Annotated in this window: 24 protein-coding genes and 1 pseudogene; 10 read left to right on the top strand and 15 right to left on the bottom strand. The window is 62.1% G+C overall.

The annotated features are described in order from the left end of the window. Nucleotides 1-125 precede the first annotated feature (125 nt). Complete coding sequence (locus QE360_RS17720; RefSeq protein WP_309703681.1) at nucleotides 126-641, top strand: hypothetical protein; 516 nt, start codon at nucleotides 126-128, stop codon at nucleotides 639-641. A gap of 64 nt (nucleotides 642-705) precedes the next feature. Here QE360_RS17720 and QE360_RS17715 read toward each other — a convergent pair whose 3' ends face one another. Continuing rightward, nucleotides 706-1,038: a hypothetical protein gene (locus QE360_RS17715; protein WP_309703679.1), complete on the bottom strand. Its 333-nt coding sequence runs from the start codon at nucleotides 1,036-1,038 to the stop codon at nucleotides 706-708. Between the two features lie 421 nt (nucleotides 1,039-1,459). Here QE360_RS17715 and QE360_RS17710 point away from each other — a divergent pair, with 421 nt between their 5' ends. From QE360_RS17710 to QE360_RS17695, 4 genes are read left to right on the top strand one after another with little or no spacing between them, the layout of a single operon-like run. After that, the gene (locus tag QE360_RS17710; RefSeq protein ID WP_309703677.1) at nucleotides 1,460-1,759 is read left to right on the top strand and encodes a ribbon-helix-helix protein, CopG family; all 300 of its coding nucleotides are present in this window, start codon (nucleotides 1,460-1,462) and stop codon (nucleotides 1,757-1,759) included. Next, on the top strand, nucleotides 1,756-3,861 hold the full coding sequence (locus QE360_RS17705; protein ID WP_309703676.1) for a type IV secretion system DNA-binding domain-containing protein: 2,106 nt from the start codon (nucleotides 1,756-1,758) through the stop codon (nucleotides 3,859-3,861). Before QE360_RS17710 ends, QE360_RS17705 begins: the two co-directional genes overlap by 4 nt. After that, nucleotides 3,858-6,812 carry a MobF family relaxase gene (gene mobF / locus QE360_RS17700; RefSeq protein ID WP_309703674.1) on the top strand — a complete coding sequence of 985 codons (2,955 nt, stop codon included), beginning with the start codon at nucleotides 3,858-3,860 and terminating at the stop codon, nucleotides 6,810-6,812. The genes QE360_RS17705 and mobF overlap by 4 nt, the downstream gene beginning before the upstream one ends. Before the next feature lie 8 nt (nucleotides 6,813-6,820). Then, nucleotides 6,821-7,357 (top strand): restriction endonuclease, encoded by a 537-nt coding sequence (locus tag QE360_RS17695; RefSeq protein WP_309703672.1) that lies wholly within the window; start codon nucleotides 6,821-6,823, stop codon nucleotides 7,355-7,357. 779 nt (nucleotides 7,358-8,136) lie between these two features. On the opposite strand, the gene QE360_RS17690 is transcribed toward QE360_RS17695, so the two are convergent. The 4 genes from QE360_RS17690 to QE360_RS17675 form a co-directional block, all read right to left on the bottom strand. Continuing rightward, nucleotides 8,137-9,096, bottom strand: coding sequence for an IS481 family transposase (locus QE360_RS17690; RefSeq protein WP_309703641.1), 960 nt, complete (start codon nucleotides 9,094-9,096; stop codon nucleotides 8,137-8,139). A 272-nt stretch (nucleotides 9,097-9,368) separates the two neighbouring features. Then, entirely contained in the window at nucleotides 9,369-9,785 is a 417-nt protein-coding gene (locus tag QE360_RS17685) for a thioesterase family protein (RefSeq protein WP_309703670.1), read from the bottom strand. A gap of 60 nt (nucleotides 9,786-9,845) precedes the next feature. Beyond that, nucleotides 9,846-10,316, bottom strand: a complete 471-nt coding sequence (locus tag QE360_RS17680) for a PaaI family thioesterase (protein ID WP_309703667.1) — start codon at nucleotides 10,314-10,316, stop codon at nucleotides 9,846-9,848. Continuing rightward, nucleotides 10,309-11,463, bottom strand: a complete 1,155-nt coding sequence (locus QE360_RS17675) for an HlyD family secretion protein (protein ID WP_309703665.1) — start codon at nucleotides 11,461-11,463, stop codon at nucleotides 10,309-10,311. Before QE360_RS17675 ends, QE360_RS17680 begins: the two co-directional genes overlap by 8 nt. Before the next feature lie 37 nt (nucleotides 11,464-11,500). Between QE360_RS17675 and QE360_RS17670 the strand changes: the two genes are divergently transcribed. Genes QE360_RS17670 through QE360_RS17660 form a run of 3 tightly spaced genes read left to right on the top strand, consistent with a single transcriptional unit; the run spans nucleotide 11,501 to nucleotide 15,180 of the window. Further along, the gene (locus QE360_RS17670; protein ID WP_309703661.1) at nucleotides 11,501-13,126 is read left to right on the top strand and encodes a DHA2 family efflux MFS transporter permease subunit; all 1,626 of its coding nucleotides are present in this window, start codon (nucleotides 11,501-11,503) and stop codon (nucleotides 13,124-13,126) included. 9 nt (nucleotides 13,127-13,135) lie between these two features. Then, entirely contained in the window at nucleotides 13,136-14,572 is a 1,437-nt protein-coding gene (locus QE360_RS17665) for an efflux transporter outer membrane subunit (protein WP_309703659.1), read from the top strand. Nucleotides 14,573-14,580: 8 nt separating this feature from the next. Continuing rightward, on the top strand, nucleotides 14,581-15,180 hold the full coding sequence (locus tag QE360_RS17660; protein ID WP_309703657.1) for a TetR/AcrR family transcriptional regulator: 600 nt from the start codon (nucleotides 14,581-14,583) through the stop codon (nucleotides 15,178-15,180). A 178-nt stretch (nucleotides 15,181-15,358) separates the two neighbouring features. Here QE360_RS17660 and QE360_RS17655 read toward each other — a convergent pair. Further along, nucleotides 15,359-15,955: pseudogene (locus QE360_RS17655) on the bottom strand (IS701 family transposase); the annotation flags it as partial. Here QE360_RS17655 and QE360_RS17650 point away from each other — a divergent pair. Further along, the gene (locus QE360_RS17650; protein WP_405052687.1) at nucleotides 15,941-16,429 is read left to right on the top strand and encodes an IS5 family transposase; all 489 of its coding nucleotides are present in this window, start codon (nucleotides 15,941-15,943) and stop codon (nucleotides 16,427-16,429) included. The pseudogene QE360_RS17655 and the gene QE360_RS17650 sit on opposite strands and share 15 nt — an antisense overlap. Nucleotides 16,430-16,473: 44 nt before the next feature. Here QE360_RS17650 and QE360_RS17645 read toward each other — a convergent pair whose 3' ends face one another. From QE360_RS17645 to QE360_RS17605, 9 genes are all read right to left on the bottom strand, one after another. Further along, a complete protein-coding gene (locus tag QE360_RS17645) occupies nucleotides 16,474-17,637 on the bottom strand; it encodes an FAD-dependent oxidoreductase (protein WP_309703656.1) in 1,164 nt (387 codons plus the stop codon). 203 nt (nucleotides 17,638-17,840) lie between these two features. Further along, nucleotides 17,841-18,035 carry a rubredoxin gene (locus QE360_RS17640; RefSeq protein WP_309703654.1) on the bottom strand — a complete coding sequence of 65 codons (195 nt, stop codon included), beginning with the start codon at nucleotides 18,033-18,035 and terminating at the stop codon, nucleotides 17,841-17,843. A 33-nt stretch (nucleotides 18,036-18,068) separates the two neighbouring features. Next, nucleotides 18,069-20,048 (bottom strand): alpha/beta fold hydrolase, encoded by a 1,980-nt coding sequence (locus QE360_RS17635; protein ID WP_309703652.1) that lies wholly within the window; start codon nucleotides 20,046-20,048, stop codon nucleotides 18,069-18,071. A gap of 17 nt (nucleotides 20,049-20,065) precedes the next feature. Beyond that, the gene (locus QE360_RS17630) at nucleotides 20,066-20,386 is read right to left on the bottom strand and encodes an acyl carrier protein (protein WP_309703650.1); all 321 of its coding nucleotides are present in this window, start codon (nucleotides 20,384-20,386) and stop codon (nucleotides 20,066-20,068) included. A 40-nt stretch (nucleotides 20,387-20,426) separates the two neighbouring features. Then, nucleotides 20,427-21,371, bottom strand: a complete 945-nt coding sequence (locus tag QE360_RS17625; RefSeq protein ID WP_309703648.1) for an acyl-CoA desaturase — start codon at nucleotides 21,369-21,371, stop codon at nucleotides 20,427-20,429. 4 nt (nucleotides 21,372-21,375) lie between these two features. Further along, nucleotides 21,376-22,323 (bottom strand): fatty acid desaturase, encoded by a 948-nt coding sequence (locus QE360_RS17620; RefSeq protein WP_309703646.1) that lies wholly within the window; start codon nucleotides 22,321-22,323, stop codon nucleotides 21,376-21,378. Next, nucleotides 22,320-24,167, bottom strand: coding sequence for a fatty acyl-AMP ligase (locus tag QE360_RS17615; protein WP_309703644.1), 1,848 nt, complete (start codon nucleotides 24,165-24,167; stop codon nucleotides 22,320-22,322). The genes QE360_RS17620 and QE360_RS17615 overlap by 4 nt, the downstream gene beginning before the upstream one ends. A gap of 321 nt (nucleotides 24,168-24,488) precedes the next feature. After that, nucleotides 24,489-25,448, bottom strand: coding sequence for an IS481 family transposase (locus QE360_RS17610; RefSeq protein WP_309703641.1), 960 nt, complete (start codon nucleotides 25,446-25,448; stop codon nucleotides 24,489-24,491). 270 nt (nucleotides 25,449-25,718) lie between these two features. Continuing rightward, nucleotides 25,719-25,850 (bottom strand): hypothetical protein, encoded by a 132-nt coding sequence (locus tag QE360_RS17605; RefSeq protein WP_309703639.1) that lies wholly within the window; start codon nucleotides 25,848-25,850, stop codon nucleotides 25,719-25,721. A gap of 196 nt (nucleotides 25,851-26,046) precedes the next feature. Between QE360_RS17605 and QE360_RS17600 the strand changes: the two genes are divergently transcribed. Then, nucleotides 26,047-26,277 (top strand): excisionase, encoded by a 231-nt coding sequence (locus tag QE360_RS17600; RefSeq protein ID WP_309703637.1) that lies wholly within the window; start codon nucleotides 26,047-26,049, stop codon nucleotides 26,275-26,277. The last annotated feature ends 4 nt before the right edge of the window (nucleotides 26,278-26,281 follow it).

The following is a 26,281-nucleotide window of genomic DNA, read 5'->3' as shown; positions in this document are numbered from 1 at the left end:
GTGCTCGTCGCAGGGCCATCCCTTCGGGATGACGTCGGTTGCTTGCCGTTCGGGATCAGACGGATCGCACCACGTCAGAGGAGAGGAGGATCTGGAGGGGTGCCTGACAGAGGAGTTCAAGAGCCATGACCAATGATCGCACCCAGCCCATCGCCGACAAGCCGTCCGTATTCATCTCCGGGTCGATCTCGATCCGGCACCTGCCCACCGCTGTTCTGACACGGTTGCTCGAGATCATCGATCGCCGGCTTCCGGTCCTGATCGGGGACGCACGCGGGGTCGACTCGGCCGTCCAACGCCTGCTCATGGATCAGCGCGCGCCGAATGTGACGGTGTCCACGGCAGACGGCTTTCCGCGCAACAACATCGGCGATTGGGCGGTCCGAAACATCCCCGGTGAGGGGCGTGCCGGCACAGCGGGTTTCCACGCGACCAAGGACCGGGCGATGGCGGCCGAGGCGGGGGCCGGCTTGGTCATCTGGGACGGAAGAAGTCGCGGCAGCCTTGCCAATGTCCACCGTCTTTGCGAGCGACAGTGCTTCGTGGCGGTATGGCTGGGGCCTGAGGGGCGGTTCGAAAACCTCAACTCGACGGCAAGACGCGGAGCATTCGTGAACCGCTATCCCTGCCGCGCGCGATGATTTCTATGGTGCCGTCGAAGGCGGTACGCTGCGACCCTGCGGGGCCTCAGCGTACCGCCTCTCTTCATGCAGTCCTGGCCGCCGGCAACGCCTTCAGCGCGCCGATGGAGGGAGCACCACCGGCCCGGATCGCGTGGGTCAGCACGTCGCGAAACTCACGCTCGGTGAGGGCCTCGACGCCCAACTCCCGGACCATCGCGGCATAGCGATCACGCAGCGTGCTTCGCGCCTGCGCCACCTCTTCGGCCATCTTGCGCTGGCGCACTTCAAGGTCCGCCAGCCGTTCGCGTTCACTCAACTTGGGCATGTCCAACTCGCTTGTCATCGGGCTGCCCGCCAACCCCAATGTGTAGCGCACGCGGCGCGTGCGCAACCCGAACACGGAGGTTCGTATCATGAGCATCATCGTCTCGTATCGGTCATGCGTCGGGGACCGGCGTGCCGCCGGAGGGAACAAGTGTGCCCCCTACCGGGGGGTGGCCGCCCGTGTGGCGATCGATGGTCGCAGCGGTCCGGCCGCTGCGCTGGGGATGACGCACGGCCTTGGCCGTTGTTGATGCACCGTACGCACGGGTGCTGCGGAGCAAATCCGCCTGTAAAACAGTGACATAGAAAACATCGCAGCGTCGGACGCTGCCGCCACACGGGTCCGACACGTCTGACCCGCTCGTCCGGCGCGACGTAAAGACCCGCACCATCAACGACTTGGCGCGTCGGACAGGTCCGACGCGGCCATTTCCTTGATGCTCAGGCACGGATCGGCTACATTCGTCGACGCTTCATCACCCGTGACGGGGCTCCGATCGATCGGAGCGTCCGTGACCAAGATCAGTATCCGCATCGACGAGGCGCTTCACGCGCGTCTCTGCCGGCGCGCCGACGCCGCCGGCGTCTCGCTGTCCCACCTCATCCGTCCCGCCCTAGAACAGGCCGCCGATCCCGCGCGCGGCTATGTCTTCTCGTCGCAAGACGAGATCCTGGCCACCTGCATCCAGATCCTCTCGATCGTCGCCACCGGGGTCGGCCAGCAGTCGCCGAAGGCGCTCGAACAGGGGATGGCGGATGCGCGGACGATCCTCGCCGAGCGGGGTCTGCTCGCCCGAGGGCCTGCGCGATGAGCATCTTCCGCCACGATACTTTGGGTTCCTGGACGCGGGGCGGCCAGGCGATCGTCCACAATGTCCGAATGACCACCCAGGTCTTCTTCCAGACCGCCACCGCCGGCCTCGTGATCTGGGTGATGGGCATCGTCTGGTACGCCTTCGAGAAGTCCACCGAATATGAGCGCTTCGTCCTCATCAAGCTGGCCGAAGCTGCCATCAAGGTGGATGCCGCGCCGGGCACCAACGACCCGGTTCGCTTCCATGATCCGCAGGGACGCGAATACTGGACCTCGGCCGACTGGCTGCTCGCCTCCAGCCTGGGCAAGCGAACCCTCCACGCTTTCGAAATCTACCTGATCCACGGCGCGCTGATTGCCGGTGCATTTGCCCTGGCCGCGCTCGGTTTCGCCTGGTTCACCTTCACCCGGACGGGGAAGGGGCTCGGCTCGAACGAGTATCTGCGGGGGGCTCATTTCGGCAGCCGCCGCGACATCCGGCGCGCCTTGCGGTGGCAAAAAAAGGGGCCGCTCAGCATCGGCGGCATCGCCGTGCCGGAGGCGTTCGAGCCCGAACACATCCTGCTGTGCGGGGCGCCAGGCACCGGCAAGACCAACCTCATCGTCACCATGCTCGCCGGCATCCGCAAGGCCGGGCGGCGAGCCATCGTCTACGATACCGCCGGCACCTTCGTGGAGAAATTCTACCGGCCGGGTATCGACACGCTGCTCAATCCGCTCGACGCGCGGACTGCCCGCTGGTCGCCCTGGGTCGATGTCCCGCGCGACTATCATTACGACCAGATCGCCGAGTCCACGATCCCCGACAAGCATGGCGATCCGTTCTGGGCCAAGGCGGCGCGCGGTACGCTGGTCGCGGTGCTGCGCAAGCTTGCCACCCAGAAGCACACCTATGTCTCGGTGCTGCTCGACCGGCTCGTCCGTTCCAAGCTGAAGGACCTCGCCGCCTTCGCCGCGGGCACCGATGCCGCGGCCTTCATCTCCACCGAGGGGGAGCGGACCTCGGCCGGCGTCCAGGCAGAGCTCGCATCGGTCATGCGGTCCTTCGCCTATCTCGACGACACCGAGGATGGCTTCTCGATCCGCGACTGGGTGGAGGAGGGGCGGGCGGACAGCTGGCTGTTCATCACCGTCAAGGCCGACCAGCTTCCCTCGCTCCGCCCGCTGATCACCGTCTGGCTCGACATCGCCATCTCCGCGATCATGAGCCTCGACCCCGATCGGCTGCGCCGGCTCTACTGCGTCATCGACGAGTTGCCGACGCTCCAGAAGCTGCCCTCGCTCTCCGATTTCCTTGCCCGTGCGCGCAAATATGGCGGCTGCGGCATCCTCGGCTTCCAGTCCTATCCCCAGCTCGAGGCGACCTACGGCATCCAGGATGCCGCCGCCATTACCGGCTATTGTTCGACCTGGGTGGCGCTCCGGGCGAACGACACGCCCACCGCCAAGCATGTCTCCGAGAATCTCGGCCAGGTCGAACAGGTCGAGGCCAATGAGGGGATGAGCTACGGCGTCAACGACATGCGCGACGGGGTCAACCTGTCGCGGATGCAGGTGACCCGGCCGCTGGTGATGCACACCGAAGTCACCAACCTGCCCAACCTGTCGGGCTATCTGCGCTTCGGTCGCAACCTGCCCGTCGTGCGCTTCGATGACCGCTTCAATGCGCTCCCGACCATCGCGGCGGGCTTCCTCGAACGGGCAGAGCCGGCGATCCGCCTCGATACCGCAAAGGTGCTGGTGAAGGTCGCGCACGCGCAGGCGAAAGTGCGCGAAGCGATGGAGGCGGAGAAGGTCGCCGGGAAGACCGGCAAGCCGAAGGCCGACGCACCGTCGGACCCAACCCCGCCCGTCGATGATCCAGGAGATAACGCCTCGGTCGATGCTGCTGCGGCGCAGCCCGACCTGTTCTCCGCCGCCCCTTCCATCCCGGGCGACCTGCCGATCGAGGAGGCGATCCTTGCCGCCGATGACGGCGAACTGCCCATCCCGCCACGCATCGCCTGGCAGGTGATCGGGGTGCGCGCGGGTGAGTTGGCGAGCCATCTCGTCCAGCATGCCGACGCGGACGGCCCCCGCCATGATGCGAGGCCGGCATGATCCACCCCCGTCGCCTCAAGGGCGCGCCGACCAATATCGCCCGCTACTACACGGTCGGCGATTACTACACCAAAGGCAGCGACGAGCATTCCGAATGGGGCGGGGCGCTTGCCGCCGATCTCGGGCTGTCGGGCAAGGTCGACCCTGCCGTGTTCAAGGAGCTGCTGGCCGGCAAGGTCGCTGGACAGCAACTCGGCCGCCACCGCCAGGAGGGCGGGATCGAGCATCACCCCGGCTGGGACTTCGCGGTCAACGCCCCGAAGTCGGTGTCGATCATGGCGCTGGTCGCGGGCGACGAGCGGATCATTGCCGCGCATGAACGCGCGGTCGGCACCGCGCTCGCCTATCTCGAGGAATGGGCGACGCTTCGCCGCCGCGACGAGGGTAAGATCGTCCACGAGACGACCGGCCGCTTCCTCGTCGCGCGCTTCACCGAGCACGCCAGCCGCGAACTCGACCCGCATCTCCATACCCATGCGGTCGTGCTCAACATGACCAACCGCGAGGATGGCGGCCCGATGGCCAGCCTCGAAACCCGCGCCATGTATGCCGCGCAGATGACCGCCGGGCAGGTCTATCGCAACGACCTCGCGCATGCCGTGCGCGAACTCGGCTACGAGATCGACAGCGACCCGCGCACCGGCCTGTTCGAGATACGCGGCGTACCCGATCGGCTCATGCACGCGTTCTCTCAGCGCGCCGAGCAGATCGACGCCTATGCCGAGGAGCATGGCCTGGAAGGGCAGGCGGCGCGTCGCCGCGCCTTCTATGCGACGCGCCCGGCCAAGGAGCGGATCGGGCTCGAGGACCTCCATGGGCGCTGGGCGGAACGATCCGGCATCGAGCTGGAGGTGCTGGACGAGGTGCAGGGCAAAGCGGTCGGTCGCGACTTGCCCATCGATCCGGCCACCGCGGCCCGCGCGACGCTGTTCGGCATCCGTCAGACCGAAACCCGTGAGGCGGTCAACGAGCATGGCCGGATGCTCCGGGTCGGGCTGGCAAGCCATGTCGGCGAGGTGCGCCTCGCGGAAGTCGCGCCGCTGATGGAGGGGCATGAGGAGCGCCGCAAACTCCTCGCCACCCACGAGCCGACTGGTGATAAGCCGTTCCTGCGCGGGCGGACGACGAGGCGGACAGCGCGCCTCGAACAGGCGCTCGCGCAACATATCGCCCTGGGTCTCGACGACGCCCGGCCGATCGCCCGCGCCGACCGGCTTCTCGCCGTCCTGGAGACGGCGGGTCTGACACCGCAACAGGAACAGGCGCTCGTGTCGACTGCGCTCACCCGCGACCGGGTGACCGGCATCCACGGCGTTGCCGGTGCGGGCAAGTCGATGCTGGTCGGCACGCTGCGGGAGGCAGCGGAGCCGGGGACCGCGTTCATCGCGCTGGCACCGACGTCTTCGGCGGCGGCCAATCTGGGGGAGGGGGCCGGCATTCCATCCCGCACCGTCGCCAGTCTTCTGGCGGGCGGTGGCAGAGGGCTGACGCCGGATCATGTCCTCGTCCTCGATGAAGCCGGACAGCTCGGCAACCGGCAGGCGCTGAGGGTGCTGGAGATCAGCCGGATATCCGGTGCCCGGCTGCTGCTGCTCGGCGACAACCGCCAGACCGGTGCGATCGAACAGGGCAAGCCCTTCTGGCTGATGCAGCAACTCGGCCTGCCGACCGCCCAACTGACAGAGTCAATGCGCCAGCAGACCCGCTCGATGAAGGCTGCCGTCACCGCGGCCCGGGCAGGAAATTACGCAGCGTCGATGGCCGCGCTCGACCGGGTGACGAGCGGCGCGGATACCGAGGAACTGGCACGAGGCCTGGTCGCCGAATGGACCCGGCTGCGCGGAGACACCCGCGCCTCGACCAACATCCTCGTCCTCGAGAATCGCACACGCCAGTTCGTCCATGCGCTGATCCGCGACACGCTGAAGCGGGAGGGCGTGCTCGCCGCGGAGGATGCGCGCCTCGAAGTGCTGTCCGCCGCGCCGATGACCGATCAGGAGAAGCTCTACGCCCGCTTCTACACCAGAGGACAGGTGCTCACGTTCGGACGCGACGTCGTCGCGGCAGGGATCACGCGCGATACCGAGTACCGGGTCGTCGGAGTCGGGCGCGAGCCGAGCGGGCGCCAGGTCGTCAAGCTCGCCGACCAGCATGGCCAGATCATCCGCTGGGATCCGAGGCTGGGGCAGGTCCGACACGTCAACGTCTTCAACGTCGAGGATCGCGACCTTGCCGAAGGGGATCGCGTCCAGTGGCGACTGGTCAACCATGAGCTCGGTCTAAAGAATGCCGACCGGGGCACGGTCGAGAAACTCGTCGAACATGTCGCGACGATCCGCTGGGACCGGGACGGGCGGGTACAGGAGATCGACCTCGATCGGCACCGTACCTGGGACCATGGTTATGCTGAGACGGTCTATTCGGCCCAGTCGAAGACTTACCCGCGCGCCTATGTCCTGGCGCCAATCGGGTCAGCGCTGGTCAACGGACAGAATTACTACACCGCGATCACCCGCGCCCGCTTCGGGGTGAAGCTGTGGACCGAGGACCCCAAGGCGCTCGCCGAGAAACTCGAAAAGAACAGCGGCGAGAAGACGGCTTCGCTCGAAGGGCTGGGTCGCACGGAGCGGGACAGCCACCGCGCGATCGCCGCGCGCCATGCCGACCGGCTCGGCATGGGGAGGGCCGAACAGGAACGCTGGCGTGAGGAGCGTCGCGACCGTGCGCTGGCCCGCCGTCTCGGCCGACGCCCGGCACCCCCTAACGGCATCGCGGAACACCTTGCCGACGGGGCACGCGAGATCGCGGTCCGGCTCGATCGCTTCCTACAGGCGGTGCTCGATCGCGAACGGACCACGGACCGCGAGATCGTCGCAACGCCCACGCACATTGCCGGCCGCGAGTCCCATTCCCCTGAAACCGTCCCGCATCCACGCGGGCCTGAACGATGAGATCGACCATGACCGTCGCCCTTGTCTCCTTCACCCTTGTCCTCCTGATCATAGCGTGGCGGCACTCTGCTGTGCCCTGGCGCCATCGCTGGCGGCGCCGTCAGGCGCGAGCGATGGCGGAGCAGCTCCGCGGTAGCGATCGTGAGCAGTCGCCCGCCATGATCTTTGCCCGATTGCGGGCGATGGATGCCCTGGCCTTCGAGGAACTGTTGCTCGAGAGCTTCGAGCGACAAGGACACACCGTCGTCCGTAACTGCCGCTATACCGGCGATGGCGGTATCGATGGTCAGGTCGTCCTCGCTGGTGAGCGTTGGCTGGTCCAGGCCAAGCGATATGCAGGACCGATCAAGCCGGCGCATGTCGTCGCCTTTGCCGAGCTCTGCCGGACGCGGCGGCAGCGGGGGCTTTTCATCCATACTGGCCGGACGGGGCCGGCCAGTCGGGCGGCATGCAGGACTGGAGACGTGGTCATCATCTCCGGCCGGGCTCTTCTGGCCTTGATCAGGGGCGAGCGCCTGGACCTGATCGATAGGGCAGGGCGATGAGAGGCGCGTCCATGCATCTTCGGTGGGCAGCCGTCGGCCTCCTTGCGATGCTTTGCGCCGTGCCAGCCAGCGCGGCCCGGCCGCGCAAAATGGCAGAGGAGCGCTTGATTGGCTGGTGCATCCACCGCGCAGCAGCAGGACGACCCTGGCTGGAGAAGACTTTGTGGGGTCTGCGGGATCAGGAGGGCGGTTGGATCGGGGCCGCTGTCCGCAATCTCAATGGCTCCTATGACCTGGGACCATTCCAGATCAACAGCTGGTGGGCGTCGAAGATCGCCTCCAGGCTCGGCCACGACGAGAGATCGGTCACTTACTGGCTGCGATACGATCCGTGCTTCAACGCGGACGCGGCACGGTGGATCTTTCTGACGATGATACGGTCGGGCACACCTTATTGGCGTGCCGTGGGACGGTACCACAGTCCCACCGGGTGGCGGCAAAAGCAGTACGTCAACTCCGTTGTGCTTCATCTGCGTAGGCGGTTCGGCGATCAGGCTTTCCGACCTTGAGCGTGACTGGCAACGGATTGTTGGTTCGAAGTGGCGGCGGAGGATCGAGGCTGACGATTCGAAAAGAGCAACTGGAAGGACTGTAAGGAGTCAGGTGCGCGCGCGTTCATACCAGCTAGCTTGCGGCAGGTGTAGCGCCTTCTCTCCATGGCGATGCCCAAACACTGTTAGCCGGGTGCTCCTTTTTGAGTTTCGGTTTCGGTCCGATCATTCTTGGAGCATTCGATTGGTAACATATCAAGATAATTTCGAAATTCCGAACCGATCTGCTTAGGTGTTCAGTCCCGGCATCTGGTGGATCGGGTTAACGATGAACCGGTCCGGTTCTGATGTCCAGATTTTGACGATGTACTCGTAGGGTGTGAGGCCGCTGAGCGTCTTGAGCCGGCGGGCAAAGTTATAGGCGGCCATGAAGTCGGCGAGGTGCGTCCGCAGCTGGTCATGGCTGTCGTAATGGAAGCGTTTGACGGTCGCCTCCTTGATGGTGCGGTTCATCCGCTCGACTTGTCCGTTGGTCCACGGGTGGTTCGGTTTGGTGAGCCGGTGCTCAATGTCGTTGGCCTCGCAGATCATATCGAAGCGCATCTGGCGAGACCAGGCGGTGTTGCGGTTGCGAGGCTGCTCGGCGAACTGGATGCCATTGTCGGTCAGGATGGTGTGGATGCGGTAAGGCACGGCTGTCAGCAGGTGTTCGAGGAACTCCCATGCTGTCCGGCGATCAGCCTTGTCGACCAGCTGCGTGACCGCAAATTTGCTGGTGCGGTCTATGCCGACGAACAGGTAGAGCTTGCCTTCGGCAGTCTGCACCTCGGCGATATCGATGTGGAAGAAGCCGATCGGGTAGCGTTTGAAGCGTTGCCGCTTCGGTTTGTCGCCTTCGATGTCCGGCAGGCGGGAGATGCCGTGCCGCTGCAGGCATCGGTGTAGCGCTGAACGGCTCAGGTGCGGTATCGACGGCTGCAGGGCGTAGAGGCAGTCATCCAGGGGCAGCAGCGTGTGCCGCCGGAACGCCACAACAACTGCCTCCTCAGCCTCGGACAGAGTGGTGGAATGAGGGGCCTTCGGCCCGGTCTTCAGATCCTCGACCGTCGCCCTCTTGCGCCACTTCGCGACCGTCTTCGGGTTGATCCCCAACTCACGGCTCAGCGTCGCGAGCGAAGCTTGCGATCGCTGTATTGCTGCTCGGACGGCGTGCGTGGTCGTGGCGCACCCATGACGTACCTGTCCCATGCGGCATCCTTCCATTCCAACGAAAGGATCGCACCATCAAACCGTGGGATCAAACACCTAGTTTCAGACTTTCCTTTCGTTCGCGTGACTAGTCTTGCATCGAGAATGGTTGAGCGTGGGGATTGGTCAAAATGTGAGCTTTCAGGAGATTGTTCATCTAGCGCGCCAAGGCAAGAATGATGTTGCGAACGTCAGACTGCGAGGGCCGACCGGACGAACAACCGCTTGAAAGCCCACATCTTAATTGTGTCGCGGATCGGCAACGCCTAACTTCACAAGCTAGGTTTCGGCTTCACGAAGATCATATCCCTTAGTTCACGCGCCAGCCGGATAGGGCGGAGCGATGTAGAGTCCACGCTGCACCACACGCTGCGGACCTCGGCTAAAACTGTATCTCCCCTACGAACAGTGGCAAGAAAGTAACCCTTTGCACCTACCAGATATTCTGCACGCGTAATGACATCAACGCGCTCGTCAACGAAGGCCGGGCAGCGGTAGGTGATCTCGTGCTTGAGCGCTACCCAAGCGATCGATCTCACTGCATCCGCCGGGGCGACCCGATGCCAAAAGGAGATGACCGCCTCCTGTATCCAGCGCAGGTAAACCGTATTGTTGACGTGGCCCATGTGATCGATATCGGGGGCCGTCACCGCAAACGCACAAGAATGGGTCATGCCGTCATCGAACATCTCGGAGGCCTCGGCATAGGTCGTTGACTGGGTTTCCACTTTAATTGCGCTATAAAGAATTTACGCTGCCGCCTTTGCTGATCGCGCGATAACCTTGAAGTTCCCAACGGCATGCGCAACCAGCATTCCGCTCGCGGCATGAACTTCGCCCAGCACATATACAGTGCCCCGCCCCACATGACCTACGCGTGCCGTCGCCGTGATCGGCATCACCTCGGGAGTGACCGGCGACAGGTAGGTAACGTGCAGATCCAGCGTCAGTAAGGTGCTGTCATCCGGAACGACTGTACCCGCAGCGCATCCCATGGCCGTGTCCAGGATAGTTGCCGTCGCTCCTCCATGAAGCATTCCCATGCCGTTATCGAGCTTGCGATCATAGGCGAGCCGCATACCGACTGATCCGATCTCGGCCTCGATGATGTCAAACCCGATCGTCTGCGCCATCGGCGGCGGCTGCATGTGGCCGTCCTGGATCGCGCGAACAAAAGTGAGGCCGGCAGGCGCTGCCGGTGCCTGGAGGGTTTCAGTCATGGTTGAAGCTCACTTTCGCGGTGACGGAAAGGCCAGGACGCAGACGATCGACGATCGTCTGTCCGGGGTCGAGACGGATGCGGACCGGCACACGCTGAACGATCTTGGTGAAGTTCCCAGTCCCCGGCTCGAACGGGAGGAGAGCGAAGGTAGAACCCGAGCCCGGAGCGAAGCTCTCGACGCGGCCTCTGAGGGCGGGACCATCGAGCGCGTCGACGTCGATGCTTGCCGGTTGACCGACCAGCATTCGAGCGGTCTGCGTTTCCTTGAAGTTGGCCGTCACATAGAGGGCGTGCAGCGGGACCAGCAGCATCAGCCGTGACCCTGGCTGCACATAGTCTCCCACCCGGGCTTGCAGATTGCCGACGGTGCCGTCGATCGCTGCCCGGATGATCGTATGCCCTTGATCCTGGCGCGCCAGATCGAGAGCCGCCTGCGCTTTGTTAAAGTGCGCTTCGGCGGCTGCGACGGCGGCCTGCAAGCCGGGACGCTTGGCGGCGGTGACGCCAGCTTGTTCGATGGCCACGGCGAGTTGCGCGCGCATCCGCGCCGCGCCCTGTTCGGCGACAACGGCGCCTGCCGTTGCGCGATCCGCTTCGGTGCGGGCGATCGCGCCGCTGGCGATCAGGGCATCGTAGCGCCGGCGATCCGATCCCGCGCGCGTCGCTTCGGCCTGCGCGGAACGGATCGTCGTTCGAGCGGCCGCTACCGTCGCTGCTGCCAGACGCTCTTCGGCGGCAAGCCCCTGCAACGCGGCCCTCGCCGACAGCAGACCGGCCTGCGCATCGGCAAGGTCGCCCCGGGCTGAGGCAAGCCGCGCATCGAACTCTTCGGCGTCGATCCGCACGAGCGGCTGTCCCGCCCGAACTCGCTGGTTATCCCGGACATACACCTGCGCGACCAACCCCCTGACCCGGGGAGCGACAGTTGAGGTGTCGGCCTGCACATAGGCGTCATCGGTCGACTCGCTGGATGCGGGCGTGGCGATCCAGACCGAACCCCCAACCGCCAGCGTAAGTGCGATCCCCGCGACGATGATCTTGCGTCTGGAGCCTGACGCGGACGTGGCCTTGGCATCGTTCGGCTGCTCGATCCCTGCTTTGGCATCCATGTTCATAATCCCCGCTTGCCAATATATGACGACCATAATATTATGATCGTCATATGACAAGGGGTGGCGCGGGATGGCGAGTGTCAGCATCGATCGGAATGGCCGATACGTCGGACAGAGCGCGCAGGACGTCCGGCCCGTCGAACTATCGACAAGCCGCAAATTCCTGATCTTCGGCGTGCTGGCGTTCGGTCAGTTCATGGCCCTGATCGACATTCAGATTGTCGCTGCGTCGCTGAATGACATTCAGGCCGGGCTGTCCGCGGGGCCGGACGAGATCAGTTGGGTGCAGACGGCCTATCTGATGGCGGAACTCGTGATGATCCCGTTCTCGGCGTTCCTGGCAGGATCGTTGTCGACACGCTGGCTCTTCTCGCTGTCGGCAGGGCTATTTACCGTATCGAGCATCGCCTGTGGCTTCGCTTGGAATATCGAGTCGATGATCGTCTTCCGCGCGGTTCAGGGTTTCGTCGGAGGCGCGATGGTCCCTACCGCCTTTTCGGTCGGCTTCACCCTGTTTGAGGGCAAGCAGCGCGCGATGATTCCGGCGATCCTCGGCATCGTATCGGTGCTGGCGCCGACGTTGGGGCCGACCGTCGGGGGCATCATCACCCAGGCGATCGACTGGCGCTGGATCTTCTTCATCAATGTGCTGCCGGGCATCGTCATCACGACGCTGGCCGTGTCGCTGATCCGGGTGGACAGGCCGAACCTCTCGCTGCTCGGGAAGATCGACTGGGTCCATTTGGCGGCGATGGCGGTGGCACTGGCCTGCCTGCAATATGTGCTGGAGGAGGGCCCGCGGAAGGATTGGTTCGGCGATCCTCATATCCAGATCGCTGCGTGGTGTTCGCTGGTCGGGTTCGTCCTGTTCTTCGAGCGGTCGTTCGCCTCACATAATCCTATCGTCCGACTGACCCCGTTCGCCCGCCCGACCTTCGCCTTCTCCTGCGTGTTCAACCTGGTGGTTGGATTCGGCCTGTATGCCTCGACCTATCTGGTGCCGGTCTATCTGGGCAGGGTCCGCGGTTATGATAGCCTGCAGATCGGCACGACCGTGTTCATCGTCGGCCTTGGGCAGATCGTCGGCACGATCATCTCGGCCCGGCTGTCGCAGACGGTCGATCGCCGTATCCTCCTTGCCATCGGTCTGACCGGCTTTTCCTTCAGCCTGTGGCTTGCCTCACACCTCAACGCGCAATGGGGTTTTTGGGAACTGGCGTTGCCCCAGGTGGTGCGCGGGCTTTCGATCATGTTCTGCATCGTTCCGACCGTGGGTATGGCATTGGGCAGTTTCCAAGGGCCGGAGCTGCGCAATGCGTCCGGCCTGTTCAGCCTGATGCGTAATTTGGGCGGGGCGATCGGGATCGCGACCGTCAATACATGGCTGGGCGATGCCGCCCGCATCCAGGCCGCGCGGTTCGGTGAGGCGATGGCGAGCGGCGGACGCGTCGCCGAAGAGACGCTGGCTGCGCTCGCCGCGCGCATGTCTTCTGTGACGCCCGATCCGGACCATGCCTTGTCGCTGGCGCAGGCGGTGTTCGGCCGGTTCGTCGGTCGCGAAGCCCTTGTGGTCGGCTTCGGTGAGGTCTTTCGAACGATGTCATGGATGTTCGTCATCGCGCTCGTGATGGTGCCCTTCTGTGACGGACGCCCAGAGGGGGCAACCGAAGCTGCCCCGTCACCCGATACCCATTGAGGAGCCGTCATGCGCAGACCCATCCTGATCGCACTGCTGCCGCTCGCCGCCTGTACCGTCGGTCCTGACTACCACCTTCCCGTCTCGCCGCTCGCGGCACCGCTGCAAAGCGGTACACCGATAGACACCGTCGCCAGCGACGCGGACTGGTGGGAAAGGTTCGATGATCCGACCTTGACCACACTCGTCGCACGTGCCGTCGCGAACAATACGGACGTTGCGCGGGCAGCCGCCCGGATCGATCAGGCGCGCGCGGCGGCACAGCGCGCAGGTGCCGCGTTGGCACCCTCCTTGGACGCCAGCGCCGGGGTCGAGAGCGTCAGCCAGTCACTCAGAACTCCTTTCGGGTCCGCCGTGACGCGGCTCGGCCTCCCACGGGGCTACACGCAATATTCGGTCGGCGCGCAGGCGTCGTGGGAGATTGACCTGTTCGGCGGTCTGCGCCGACAACGCGAAAGCGCGCGCGCCGACCTCGCCGCTGCGGAGGCGGATGCTGCCGGCATTCGAATTGCCATCGTCGCCGAAACGGCAGACGCCTATGTTTCGATCCGAACGCTTCAGGTCCGGCTCGGCATCGCCGGCCGGGCGGAACGCAGTGCCGCAAGCTTCGCGGACCTGGTCGGACAGCGTGTCCGAGAGGGGCTTTCCGCTGATAGGGAACTGAACCGGGCAACTGCCGAACGTGAACGTGTCCGCGCCACATTGCCCGCGTTGCGTGCCGCCTTAGCTGCCCAGGAAAATCGCCTCGCGGTGCTGCTAGGAACGCAGCCGGGAGTCGATCGGCTCGTACCCGACTTTAATGGGTCGATCCCGATCGCCCCTGATCCTGCCGGCAGCCGCGAGCCGGCTGATCTTTTGCGCCGACGTCCCGACATCGTAGCGGCAGAGCGTCGGCTTGCGGCGACACATGCTCGTATCGGTTCGACGATGGCGGAATATTATCCGCGGCTGTCGTTATCCGGGCTGCTTGGCGTGGCTGGTATCGGGACAGGTGGACTGCTCACCGGCGAGGCGGTGCAGGCGGTCGGCTCGGCGGGCCTGCGCTGGCGTCTGTTCGATTTTGGTCGAGTGGACGCGGACGTGGCGGCGGCCCGCGGCCATAATGCCGAAGCGCTGGCGTTTTGGCGCGGCACCGCTCTGTCAGCGGCAGAGGACGTGGAGACCGCACTGACTCGCCTGGTTGAGGCCCGTGTCGAACGTGGAGCCTTGCTACAGCAAAGAGCGGCGCTCGAGGCGTCACGAGATCAGTTGCGGTTGGCCTATGCGAACGGCGTCGTCGCGATGCTGGACGTAATCGATGCCGATCGAGCGCTGCTTGCGGCCGAAGATGCGTTGGCTTCGACGCGCGGCGGCGAAGCTCGCGCCGCCATCGCTGCCTACCGGGCGCTTGGTGGCGGTTGGCGCAGTAATATCGCCTTGGCGAACGTCCCTTCCACCGCCAGATAGGACGAAGCATGCGATACGACACTGAACACAAGGCACGCACCCGCTCTCGAATTCTCGACGAGGCAGCCGCTGCGATGCGCGCGAGCGGCCCCCACGGTGTCAGTGTTGCAACGGTGATGAGCAGCGCTGGTCTAACGGTCGGTGGCTTCTACGCCCACTTCGCGTCTAAAGACGACCTGATCGCTCAGGCGATAGGACATATGTTCGATGAGCGCTACGGTCGTCTGATGCAGCTCGATAGTGTGGAGTCACCTAAGGCGGCGCTGGAAATGTTTGTGCGTGCCTACCTCGATCCGGCCCACCTGCGGCAGCCAGAGAAAGCTTGCCCGATACCGATGCTCGCCTCCGAAGTGCCGCGTCTGGACCTCGCGGCACGTGCCGCCTTTCAGGCTGGGTACGAACGGCTGATCGCTGTAATCGAAAAGCTGCTGGAACTTGGAAATGCTGAGAATCCGCAGCCGCTCGCTCAAACAATATTGACACAGATGGTCGGCAGCTTGGTGATTGCGAGAAGTCTTCCCGATAGCGCCAGTGCTGCATCAGTGCTCGAGTTAACGCGCAACGACGTTATGCGTCAGGTTAACCACGTTACAAAAAAGTTCGGCTAGCATTACAGTTGCGCTTTTGATCGGATATGTGCGTGCCGAGCGGCGGCTTGACGGGCGCGTCGCCAGCATGACCAAGCGATATCGTGACGAGGCTCGATGCGCCGCTGTGCCAGCCTGATGACGATACGGCGGATTTCCTGGACGGGCCAGTGGATAAGGTCCGCGGTCTCGCCCAAGCTCTTTTTGGGCGCGCGGCATTGGCGCGGGTGCGGATGACTGCCAGCATGGCGAAGGCCGGCATGACGAGCGAGACGTGCCGGTGCAGCCATGCCAGGAGCGGGTCTCGTTGTGGTCGAGGCCGAGTTCATTCTTGGCGGTCTCGAAGCTGTCCTTGATGGCCCAGCGATGCCCTTCCACACCGACCAGGGTTTCGATAGTCGTGCCGGCCGGACACCAGGTGGTGAAGCAGGCAAGGTCATCACCGGCGACGTGGCGGCGGATCAACACGCCTCTGGTCCATACCCCGGTTGCGCCATCGACGTATTCGTCGGCTTCGAGGTCAGTGAGTTCGAAACAGGCCTAGTCATGGATGCGCTCGCCCTTGGTGCCTTGGCCCACCGACAGGCGCTGCCACGCAGCAGCATCGAGGTCATTTGTGATCTGCGCGGTGGTGCCCGCGACGATCGGCTTGTCGCCCCACGAGCCGCAGCGATGGTCGCTCTTTACGCACAGCAGATAGCCCTTGCCGGCACGGCGCAGCACCTGCTCGATGTCGCCGACGCCGTAGACCGCATCCGCCGCGAGCCCTCGCGAAAGGCATATTGGCCGCGATCGACAGCACCTGCATCAAAACGCAACGCGCGGAGTTCGGCGGAAAAGGGGGCGGCAGACCCAGGCGATCGGTCGCTCGCGCGGCGGATGGACGACCAAGGTTTACGCGCTCACCGCCGTCATCGGCCGTGCCTATGCGCTGATGCTGACCGCCGGCAATGTCAGCGACGTGAAAGCGGCGCCCGCGCTTCTCGAACGTGCTGGCCGAATGCGTTACCTCATCGCTGACAAAGGCTACGACGCCGACCGACTGCGCCGTTGGCTACGTGACGCCGGAGTCGTTCCTGTCATTCCCGGACGGCGAAACCGCAAACGCACAGTCCGTTACGACAAGCAAAGGTTTCGCGGCCGCCACCTGATCGAAAACGCCTTCTGTCGCCTCAATGACTTCCGTCGGGTCGCCACACGTTACGACAAGCTCGCCGCCAACTTCCTCGCAGGTGTCCCCATCGCCATTACGATCGCCTTCTGGCTCTGATTAAGCCTGGACCCCTCGAATATGACAGGTGGATAATGTCCATATTACCGGAAAAACTGCTGAGCTTCTGCAAAGGCTTTTGTGTCATTTATACAGTCTACTGCGATGATATCTCCGCCTTTAGCATAAGATACCGAAAAGCTGCGGTCGGCAAAGCTTCCGGCATAAATCTCTTCGTCGGCACCGATATTCAAGCCGATCGATTGAAGGCGAATGTCATACTGGGTCGACCAAAACCTAGGTGCAGTTCGTGACGGTATCATATGACCACAAATCGATTTGGCAACTATCATTGCCATATCTTTCGCATTTTGCACCGATTCTAAGCGGATGAGTTCGCCGTTGGCAAAGCGGCTTTGTTGCACCGCGCAGTCTCCAACTGCAAAAATGTTTGAGATTGAAGTGCGGCAGGTTTGGTCTACTGTGATGCCACCATCTCCCAAAGCCCCCGCTATCAACAAGGGCTCCACATTTGGAATGATGCCGATCCCAACTATCGCTACATCAACGGCAAGTTCCTTGCCACCCGAGAGAGAAAGTGACTCGACCCGCCCGTCCTTACCTTCGATGTGTTCTACAACAGTTTTAAGGTGAATATCTACGTTGTGAGATCGATGTTCGGTTTCGAGAAAATTTGAGACAATGCGTCCTGCAGTGCGAGGTAGAACGCGGTCTTGTGCTTCTATAACTGTGACGCGCTTATCTAGATTTGTTAAAACAGCCGCCGTTTCAAGGCCGATGTAGCCAGCTCCAATTATTGCAATATTTTGGCTGGAAAGTAGTTCGCGTTTCAAGCTGTCAACGTCTAACCTGTTTCGAATTGCGTGTATGCCGTCAAGATCGCAGCCACCGCACATGAGTTTTCGTGCGTTGCCGCCTGCCGACCATACCAAGTGATTATACTCAATCACGGCTCCGCTCGATGTAAGAATCTGTTGGCGGCCTGGGTCAACGTGCTCCACCCGATTGGCTGTTAAGATCGAGATGTTATTCTCTTCCCAAAAACGTTCAGGGCGAAGATATAATTGCGGTAGCTCCTTTCGACCTGAAAGATAATCCTTTGAAAGTGGTGGACGTTCGTACGGTAAATCGGTTTCGTCAGTAACTATAGCGATTGATCCCGCAAAACCGAGGTTGCGCAGTGAAGCTGCGGTTTGTGTCCCGCCATGACCTCCGCCGACAATTACGACATCGAAATGAATAATCATGATCAACCATCACCTTTACCGTAACGGACAGGTGGGGGCGGAGGCGTCGTAAGCATCCCGAACACTCATGCTGCGGCGACCCCGTGAACGAAGAGGAGCGCGGCCATGAACGTCACCGCCAACAGAAAAGCATCACGTGGTATGCCGCTCTCAGCCAAGCCTTGAAAGGCGTGGCGCGCCGCGGCTGCTGTCAGGCGGAGCCGCTACAACCTCACCATGTTAAAGTCGGTCTTGTTCACTCCGCATTCCGGGCATCTCCAATCGTCGGGTATATCGTCCCAAGAGGTGCCCGGTGCGATCCCAGATTCAGGATCACCTAGGCGCTGATCGTAAATCCATCCACAGATCAGGCATATCCATCTGGCGCCGGTTCCGGCAGAGGATGTCAGGGTGGTCATGTGACGATCTACCTTTCCGAAAGGAGCCCTGCCTCAGATTTTCACTCGACGGCGCGTGTCAATCGGGGCGTATTCCGCCATGAAACTTGCCACTCGATCCATCACTGGGCGCGCCGAAAGGATGCGGACATGGCCCAGGCCGTTCACGGGCTCCAACTGCGCCTCCGGCAACAGCTCGGCGATACGCTGCGCTTCGCAAAATGGCACAACCGGATCATCAACGTCGTGCAGGACCAGAACCGGCCGGTGGAGCCTGCTCGCAAGCTGCGGAATGTTCCAATGCTCGACCGGGACGCCATTGCGCGCATGCAGTTCGACATGCATCGCCTCGACAGTACGGCGATTCAGCCGCAGGAACCCATTCGCCCAGCGCCGGATGACCGTCGGCAGGTCAGCCGGCGCTCCCACCAGACAGATTGCCTCGACCCCGTGTGCCCCGGCGAGCTCGGACAATGCGCCGGTCGTGGCGATGCCGCCCAGTGAGTGCGCGACGATCCCGGTCACGTTGCCGAGTGCCAGGATGGCCGCCTTCACGGCATCCTTGAATTCGGTCATCGTGCTGAGTGAACCGGGCGACATGCCATGGGCCGGCGCGTCGAAGGCGGCGACGCTGTACCCGAGTTGTTGCAGCGGGCGAATCAGAGCATACAGGCTGCGGCTATCGGTGCCCCAGCCGTGGACGAGCAATATTGTGTGGTCGCCGTGGCCCCATCGATATCCGTACGACGTGCCGTGGATCCCAGGGATGGCAAACCGACTAGCCCCCAGCGCATTCATCTCCTTGGTGGGCGCCTTGATGTACTCGCGCGTATATCCGAACAGATCGGTCGCCTTGCGGCCGGCCGCACCGACAGAGATTGCGCTCAGTCCTGTCATATATGTGCGCAACAGGCGCTGCTTCGTCGTCAAGGTCTGCAGGTCGGCCGGGGGAGTGGACTTGCCTTGGCTTGGGCCTGCCGGCGCGGCCGCATCGAATGCTTCGTAGAAGCCATCCACTGGATCGTACAGATGGCAGTGTCGCGCCACCCTCCACAGTGCACGCACACTCATCGGCTTCTCGCGGACCATGCCCGGAAAGGCCTTCTTCAGGGCCGTCTGAGCCTTGGGCAGGTTGTAGTGGGGAATGACGGGTGCGACATGGTGTGCGGTATGGACGGAGATGTAGTGGGTCAGGAAGAGAAGCCACTTAGGATACGTATAGTCAGTCGTAACCAGCAGCCGACTGGCATTGGACGTCCAGTGTTCCCTGGTTAGAAATGGCGTGTCTTCGCTGATGTGATGCATCATGGTCGTCACGCTGAACCATGCGTGGATGGCGAACCATGGCATGACGAAGTAGATGATGAGGCCAGTGAATCCGGTGAAATAGACCAGAGCGGGAAGATACAGCAGCGCAGCGACGGCCATGAACAGTATCGAGCGGCGCACTTCGTTGCGGGCCTCGCGCTTCGCGAACATCGCCGGACGGAAACCGGAGTGGCGCTGATAGTTCACCGTGCCCAGCCAGAAGAGCCAGCTGCGCGTGCTGCCGTAGACGAGTTTGTCCCACCAAGGCATCGCGTCATATTGGGACCGGAGGACCGGTCGCCAGTCCACATCCAACTCAAGGCTGTTGGTATTGGCGTGATGCATGTTGTGCATGTGACGCCATCCGTGGAACGGATAGAGCAGCGGCAACAGCGCAATATGGCCGATCACATGGTTGAATTTGCGGTTGCGGGAGAAGGAGTTATGCCCGCAGTCGTGCGCGACGCAGAACAACCCCCAGCCGCCCAGTCCGGCCAGCAACCAGAGAGGCAAATAGAACGCCCAGTGGACATGTGCGGTCGCGACAACCGCGCCAATGTATATGGCATAGCTTACGGAAAGGCTTAGCAGGCCGCGGGCTAGACGCGGCTCGTAAAGGTCTTTTGGTATCGCATCGGTCAGGCGGACGCCATCCAGCGATTTCGATGCGTGCAGCAGGCTGTCGAATTTCTCGGTCTTGTTCGAAGGCATAGTGATGGTGACCATGACCATTCTCCTGAAAGCTATGCGTCTATCGGGCGCGTTTCCTGGGCAAGGAAATGCGACAGTTCGTCGATGTTCGGATATTCGAACAACAGTGCCGGCGAGAGCCGTTGATCCATGAACCGTTCGAGATCCCCGGCGACATTGACGGCGGCGAGCGAGTCCAGTCCGTAGGATTCGAAACTGCGCGCGGTATCGACCTCTTCGGGTTTGGTGTTAACCAGGACCGCCATCCGCTCGACCAGCCACTGCCGGATATTCGGTTCGGTCAGTTCGACGGGGGGTGACGACTTTTCGGCGAAGCTTATCTTGTTGATCAGGTTGGACAAAAAGCTTGCCATGGTAGATTTCCTTCTTGCCTGTTGATCGGTGAATGGGGGATCAGCGCTGCTGATGACTCCGCGTGGTTCGTGCCACCGTGGTGGGCGTGGGCGAACGGAGCTCCGAGACGAGCTTGAGCCGGCCCATCAGCGCCAGCATCCAGCCTGACAGGTCAGGCTCCCACCAATGGACGCCGTGACGATAGGAGGCGGGGAAGGCGTGGTGATTGTTCTGCAATCCCTCTCCGAAGGTCAGGATCGCGATCAGCCAGTTGTTGGTGCTGTGGTCGCCGGTCGCGAAGGGGCGGCTGCCGAACCGATGGCAGATCGATCCCACGCACCAAGCGAACTGGTTAGCCCAGAAGATGCGGGCAAGTCCGCCAAAGACCAGCCCGTTCCATGCGCCGTGCAAGTCGCCCGAGACGATGCCGCCCACCGCCGCCGGGAGCGCCAATCCGGTGAGCACCCACAGCAGATATGTCCTGTCGTAGAAGAACAACTGGCGGTCGCGCAGGATGTCGGGCGCGAAGTACGTCCAGCTCGACATGTCCGGGGCCAGCATCCACGGCATGTGTGCGTGCCACAGCCCCTTCGCCCTTGACCAGCGATCGTCCCCCAGTAGATTGGGCGAATGCGGATCGCCGGGACGATCGCTATACGCATGGTGACGCCGATGCGTTGTGACCCAGAACAGGATTGGCCCTTGCGCAGCCATCGAGCCTGCGATCAGCAGCAGGCCACGCACTAGTCGCGACGTCTTGAACGCGCGGTGGGCGAGGTAGCGGTGATAGCCCATCGAAATGCCGAACATCTGGATCGTGTAGAATAGGGCGAACAGGACGATGTCGACGGGTCGTGCCTGTTCCGTCATCCAGAGTCGTACCGCCTCGATCGCACCCATCAGCGGAACGAGCATGACCGCCAACGCCACCAGCGACTTGATCCGGGCGGCCTTGGGACCGAGCGGCGTGACCCCGCCGATCACGGGGGGTGCCGACGATGGCATCGTCTCATCCATGACTGTCCTCCGAATGTTGGCGGAGCGGCGACACGCGCTTTGGCTCCGCGGGTGAGGGGGGCGATCCCGGCCGCTTGACGCCCCAGACCAGACCAAGGCTTGCCAGCAGTTCGATAAACAGGCCGCCGACGTCGAACTGCCAGGGTTTCAGCCCGGTATGGGCAAGCGCCGGAAACGCATGATGGTTGTTGTGCCAGCCGCCGCCGACGGTCGGGAGGGCCAGCCAGAAGACGTTGCGACTGGTGTCACGGGTCGAATGCTCGCGTCGCCCGGTTCGATGGGCGAATGAATTGATGCACCACGTTGCGTGATCCACCAAGAATATCCGCAGCAATCCGCCCCAAAGGAATCCGGTAAGCGCGCCGGCCAAGCTATGCGAGATGAGGCCGCAGACCAGCGCCGGGGCCAACAGCCCCAGCAGAATCCAAACATAATAGTGCTGGTTCAGCCACATCATTTGCCGGTCGCGAAGCAGGTCGGGCACGAAGGCGCTCCAGTTTTGGCGACGGAGGCTGAAGAGCCAGCCGAGGTGGGCGTGCCACCAGCCCTTGACGTTTGCGACGAAACCCTCGCCTAGGGGGCGCGGTGAATGCGGATCGCCCTCGGTGTCGGTGAAGGCGTGATGCTGCCGGTGGGTGGCTGCCCAGAATAGGATCGGACCTTGTGCCGCCATTGAGCCGGTAATCCCGAACCACGCAGTTACGAGCGGACCGGCCTGGAACGCGCGGTGCGAGAAGAAGCGATGCATGCCTACCTCCACGCCAAGCGCAGTGATGAAGTACATGCTCGTGAGTGCACCGATTTCTAGCCAGCCTATCCCTCGGACCCAGGCGATGGCCAGCGCGGCTATTGCACCCAAAGTTGGAATGCCTACGGTCAGCCATGCAAGTTGGCGTTCGCGCCGACCGGTCAGATCGGCAACCGGGGCATGTGTCATCATGAGGCACTCCTATCCGCGGGTACGGGTGCCCGCGTACGTCCGCCATATTGCGCGAAGTTTCCTGCCAGCAGCGCATCGCGAACTGCCCGGCGCCGGACCTTTCCGCTTGTAGTGCGCGGGATCGTACCGGGTGTTGCAAGGTGAATATGTTCGGGCTTCACGCCGTAGGCGGCAACGATTGCTGCGGTAAGTGACCGTCGAAGAAGTTCCTGCGCGACATCGTCGAGCTTTTCGCTCCGCTTTATCTCCGCAACAATCGCGATCCGCTCGCGCTCACCATCGTCGAGTGCAACAGCAACGCAACCGTTCGGACGGATTCGGCTGTCAGTCTCTTCGACAGTCAACTCAATATCTTGCGGGTAGAGATTGCGCCCCGACACAATGATGAGGTCCTTAAGGCGACCGGTGACGATCAATTCTCCTTCCAGCAGCGCCCCAAGGTCCCCCGTGCGCAGGAATTGTCCGTCGACCTCGGGCAACGTCCCGCCAAACGTCTCGCTGCTCGCCACCGCGTTTCGCCAGTATCCGGTACCGACATTGTCGCCTTTGACCCAGATTTCACCGATGCGACCCTCTGGCACAATCTGCAGTTCGAGGGGGTCGACGATCAGAATCTCCACGCCGGCGGCGGGGCGACCACTGCTGACCAGAGGACATGCCCCAGGCGCATTTTCATCGACGACCTGAATTGTCCCGCGGCTCAACATTTCCCGATCGACATGGAAAGAGACGAAGGGCTTATCGACCGGCTTGCCGGCGACCAGCACCGTGGCCTCGGCTAGTCCGTAGCAGGGGCCGATCGTTGCAGGATCAAGTCCGGCTGCGGCAAAACGGTCTGTGAAGCGCTCGATTGTTCGCGAGCGGACCGGCTCTGCCCCGCAGTAGATTGCTCGGACGTGCCGCAGATCAAGCGTCGACCTTTCGGCATCCGAAATGCCGTCGGTGCAGAGATCCAGCGCGAAGTTGGGGGCGATCGTTACGGTTACCTTGTACCGCGAAACGGCGCTCAGCCAACGGAACGGTTTCTGTATGAAGTGCCCGGGATTGATGAGGAGCGTACTGAACCCGTCATATACGGGCTGCAGGATACCGCCCATAAGGCCCATGTCGTGGTAGGGAGGAAGCCAAGTGCAGCCGACCCGTCCACGGATGTCACCCATCCATAAACTGGCGTTCTCGCAGTTGCTTACAAGGTTGGCATGGGTAAGAATTACTCCTTTTGGAGTCGATGTCGAACCGGATGTGTATTGCAGCAACGCAATGTCATCTCGGGCGGGACCGACTCCTGTACAGTCTGGCCCACCGGTTGGAATTGTGGTCTCAACCCAATAGGGTTGAGGCATGGCACTTGGAAGCAGATCGTTCAGGCGCTCACGTGCATTAGAAAAGCGCGCATCTGCGACTATTATATCGGGTTGCGCATCGGCACAAATTAACGCTAATCTTGATAGGCCACGCGACCCTATTGGTGGAAATGCTGGTATGATCGTCATGCCTGCGTGGAACAAGCCAAACAGCCAAGAAACATATTCTATTCCTGTGTCTAATAGTAAAACGGCCCGTTTTCCGTTTGGCTCAAATGCCTTGAGATATGCGGCTATGGATTGGCTTCTCGACCAAAGTTCACGGTAGGTGATCGCTTGTTCGATCACTTCACCGTCGACCAAGTGGACAAAGGCCGTTTGATCTGGAATCGACCGAGCCCGAAACGCGAGAGCATCTATTATTGTGTGCAGTTTGCTGGTCGCCAAGTCACTTGACGTAGATTCCGCGCATTTCGATAGGGGATTCGAAAGGGCAAGGTGACTTGCGTTTCGAACATCTGCTTTGCCGTAAGACAGCATAATGCCTCCTCTCATCAGAAAGAGTGCAAAGAATCTCCGTGATTGTATTTTGAAATGTACTGAGAATAGGCAATTGCCATGACATCAGCTTGCGAAAGAACGCTTTGGATAGGATAGCAAAATGCTTCCTATTCAAGGAGGTGCTACTCACCGCAACTTTGCTTATCTCTGATCAATATTGGCATTGAAGTTCCATTGAGGCAACTTATTTAACCTCCAAAATGAAAGCTGGTTCGCGATCCTGAGTCGATGGACGACAAGCCGAGTTGGCAGATCGGTGCCGTACTGTGCCGGACGCACTCAGATGCACATCGCGAGAAGCTAGGTGTTCAGTCCCGGCATCTGGTGGATCGGGTTAACGATGAACCGGTCCGGTTCTGATGTCCAGATTTTGACGATGTACTCGTAGGGTGTGAGGCCGCTGAGCGTCTTGAGCCGGCGGGCAAAGTTATAGGCGGCCATGAAGTCGGCGAGGTGCGTCCGCAGCTGGTCATGGCTGTCGTAATGGAAGCGTTTGACGGTCGCCTCCTTGATGGTGCGGTTCATCCGCTCGACTTGTCCGTTGGTCCACGGGTGGTTCGGTTTGGTGAGCCGGTGCTCAATGTCGTTGGCCTCGCAGATCATATCGAAGCGCATCTGGCGAGACCAGGCGGTGTTGCGGTTGCGAGGCTGCTCGGCGAACTGGATGCCATTGTCGGTCAGGATGGTGTGGATGCGGTAAGGCACGGCTGTCAGCAGGTGTTCGAGGAACTCCCATGCTGTCCGGCGATCAGCCTTGTCGACCAGCTGCGTGACCGCAAATTTGCTGGTGCGGTCTATGCCGACGAACAGGTAGAGCTTGCCTTCGGCAGTCTGCACCTCGGCGATATCGATGTGGAAGAAGCCGATCGGGTAGCGTTTGAAGCGTTGCCGCTTCGGTTTGTCGCCTTCGATGTCCGGCAGGCGGGAGATGCCGTGCCGCTGCAGGCATCGGTGTAGCGCTGAACGGCTCAGGTGCGGTATCGACGGCTGCAGGGCGTAGAGGCAGTCATCCAGGGGCAGCAGCGTGTGCCGCCGGAACGCCACAACAACTGCCTCCTCAGCCTCGGACAGAGTGGTGGAATGAGGGGCCTTCGGCCCGGTCTTCAGATCCTCGACCGTCGCCCTCTTGCGCCACTTCGCGACCGTCTTCGGGTTGATCCCCAACTCACGGCTCAGCGTCGCGAGCGAAGCTTGCGATCGCTGTATTGCTGCTCGGACGGCGTGCGTGGTCGTGGCGCACCCATGACGTACCTGTCCCATGCGGCATCCTTCCATTCCAACGAAAGGATCGCACCATCAAACCGTGGGATCAAACACCTAAGCCACAGGCTTCGGTATTTCGATTTTGCGCTGGGTGAAGCTGAAAAGTTCGGAAGACGTCAATGTCGAACCGCCCTTCCGATGAATAGGGCTTTCAGGTCCGATTTATCCGGAGAGCAGGTCGGTAAACCTGCTGCCGCTGTCACAATGACTGGCGGTGCAGCTCCGATCCCGTTGCTGTTAAATGTACGAACTGATCGAGTGTCGGGTTCAGATTGATATCGCCCCGGCAAGCGCGAAGATCGAGACGGCAAGGATCGTTTGGAGCGCAGGGGCAATCTCCGACTCCGCCAGCGTGACGTGACCGCGCGCCAACACGGTATAAAAGAAGGCAGAAAACATTCTTTCCCACCGTTCGAAAATTCGCTAAAATTTTCGGGCTTCATCACCTTCGCGACGGGTCCAGCGTTGGACGTCGTATGTCCCCTGAGTGTTTGCGCGATCTGGCGTGGCGACCTAGCGGTTTGCCGACCCGCGGCTCCCCTCGCTTTGTCCCGATCCTCTTGGGAGAGGGGAAGGGGGTGGTGTCGGGTGTCGTATGGCTGGATTGAATCCCGACACAGCATCCGGGCTGCCGCGATTCATTCGCGTGCGGCGATTCGCTGAAGTCAGCGGCTATTCCGAACGGGCGATCTATCTGAAAATCCAACGCGGCGTCTGGCTGGACGGGCACCAGTACCGCCGCGCGCCCGATGGCTCGATCTGTATTGATCTGGAAGGATACTATCGATGGGTGGAAGGCAAAGAGGGACCGGCGTCGAGCCGTTGAAGTC

This window comes from Sphingomonas sp. SORGH_AS_0789 (assembly GCF_031453055.1).
Taxonomy (GTDB): domain Bacteria; phylum Pseudomonadota; class Alphaproteobacteria; order Sphingomonadales; family Sphingomonadaceae; genus Sphingomonas.
The sequence above is the reverse complement of the archived record's forward strand: the minus strand, read 5'-3'. Positions and strand labels throughout refer to the sequence as shown.

Excerpts from the sequence above, each read along its gene's own strand:
- QE360_RS17720 (WP_309703681.1), top strand. The coding sequence starts at position 126 with ATGACCAATGATCGCACCCAGCCCATCGCCGACAAGCCGTCCGTATTC.
- QE360_RS17715 (WP_309703679.1), bottom strand. The coding sequence starts at position 1,038 with ATGATACGAACCTCCGTGTTCGGGTTGCGCACGCGCCGCGTGCGCTAC.
- QE360_RS17705 (WP_309703676.1), top strand. The coding sequence starts at position 1,756 with ATGAGCATCTTCCGCCACGATACTTTGGGTTCCTGGACGCGGGGCGGC.
- mobF (WP_309703674.1), top strand. The coding sequence starts at position 3,858 with ATGATCCACCCCCGTCGCCTCAAGGGCGCGCCGACCAATATCGCCCGC.
- QE360_RS17695 (WP_309703672.1), top strand. The coding sequence starts at position 6,821 with ATGACCGTCGCCCTTGTCTCCTTCACCCTTGTCCTCCTGATCATAGCG.
- QE360_RS17690 (WP_309703641.1), bottom strand. The coding sequence starts at position 9,096 with ATGGGACAGGTACGTCATGGGTGCGCCACGACCACGCACGCCGTCCGA.
- QE360_RS17685 (WP_309703670.1), bottom strand. The coding sequence starts at position 9,785 with ATGTTCGATGACGGCATGACCCATTCTTGTGCGTTTGCGGTGACGGCC.
- QE360_RS17680 (WP_309703667.1), bottom strand. The coding sequence starts at position 10,316 with ATGACTGAAACCCTCCAGGCACCGGCAGCGCCTGCCGGCCTCACTTTT.
- QE360_RS17675 (WP_309703665.1), bottom strand. The coding sequence starts at position 11,463 with ATGGTCGTCATATATTGGCAAGCGGGGATTATGAACATGGATGCCAAA.
- QE360_RS17670 (WP_309703661.1), top strand. The coding sequence starts at position 11,501 with ATGGCGAGTGTCAGCATCGATCGGAATGGCCGATACGTCGGACAGAGC.
- QE360_RS17665 (WP_309703659.1), top strand. The coding sequence starts at position 13,136 with ATGCGCAGACCCATCCTGATCGCACTGCTGCCGCTCGCCGCCTGTACC.
- QE360_RS17660 (WP_309703657.1), top strand. The coding sequence starts at position 14,581 with ATGCGATACGACACTGAACACAAGGCACGCACCCGCTCTCGAATTCTC.
- QE360_RS17645 (WP_309703656.1), bottom strand. The coding sequence starts at position 17,637 with ATGATTATTCATTTCGATGTCGTAATTGTCGGCGGAGGTCATGGCGGG.
- QE360_RS17640 (WP_309703654.1), bottom strand. The coding sequence starts at position 18,035 with ATGACCACCCTGACATCCTCTGCCGGAACCGGCGCCAGATGGATATGC.
- QE360_RS17635 (WP_309703652.1), bottom strand. The coding sequence starts at position 20,048 with ATGGTCACCATCACTATGCCTTCGAACAAGACCGAGAAATTCGACAGC.
- QE360_RS17630 (WP_309703650.1), bottom strand. The coding sequence starts at position 20,386 with ATGGCAAGCTTTTTGTCCAACCTGATCAACAAGATAAGCTTCGCCGAA.
- QE360_RS17625 (WP_309703648.1), bottom strand. The coding sequence starts at position 21,371 with ATGCCATCGTCGGCACCCCCCGTGATCGGCGGGGTCACGCCGCTCGGT.
- QE360_RS17620 (WP_309703646.1), bottom strand. The coding sequence starts at position 22,323 with ATGATGACACATGCCCCGGTTGCCGATCTGACCGGTCGGCGCGAACGC.
- QE360_RS17615 (WP_309703644.1), bottom strand. The coding sequence starts at position 24,167 with ATGCTGTCTTACGGCAAAGCAGATGTTCGAAACGCAAGTCACCTTGCC.
- QE360_RS17610 (WP_309703641.1), bottom strand. The coding sequence starts at position 25,448 with ATGGGACAGGTACGTCATGGGTGCGCCACGACCACGCACGCCGTCCGA.
- QE360_RS17605 (WP_309703639.1), bottom strand. The coding sequence starts at position 25,850 with ATGTTTTCTGCCTTCTTTTATACCGTGTTGGCGCGCGGTCACGTCACG.
- QE360_RS17600 (WP_309703637.1), top strand. The coding sequence starts at position 26,047 with ATGGCTGGATTGAATCCCGACACAGCATCCGGGCTGCCGCGATTCATT.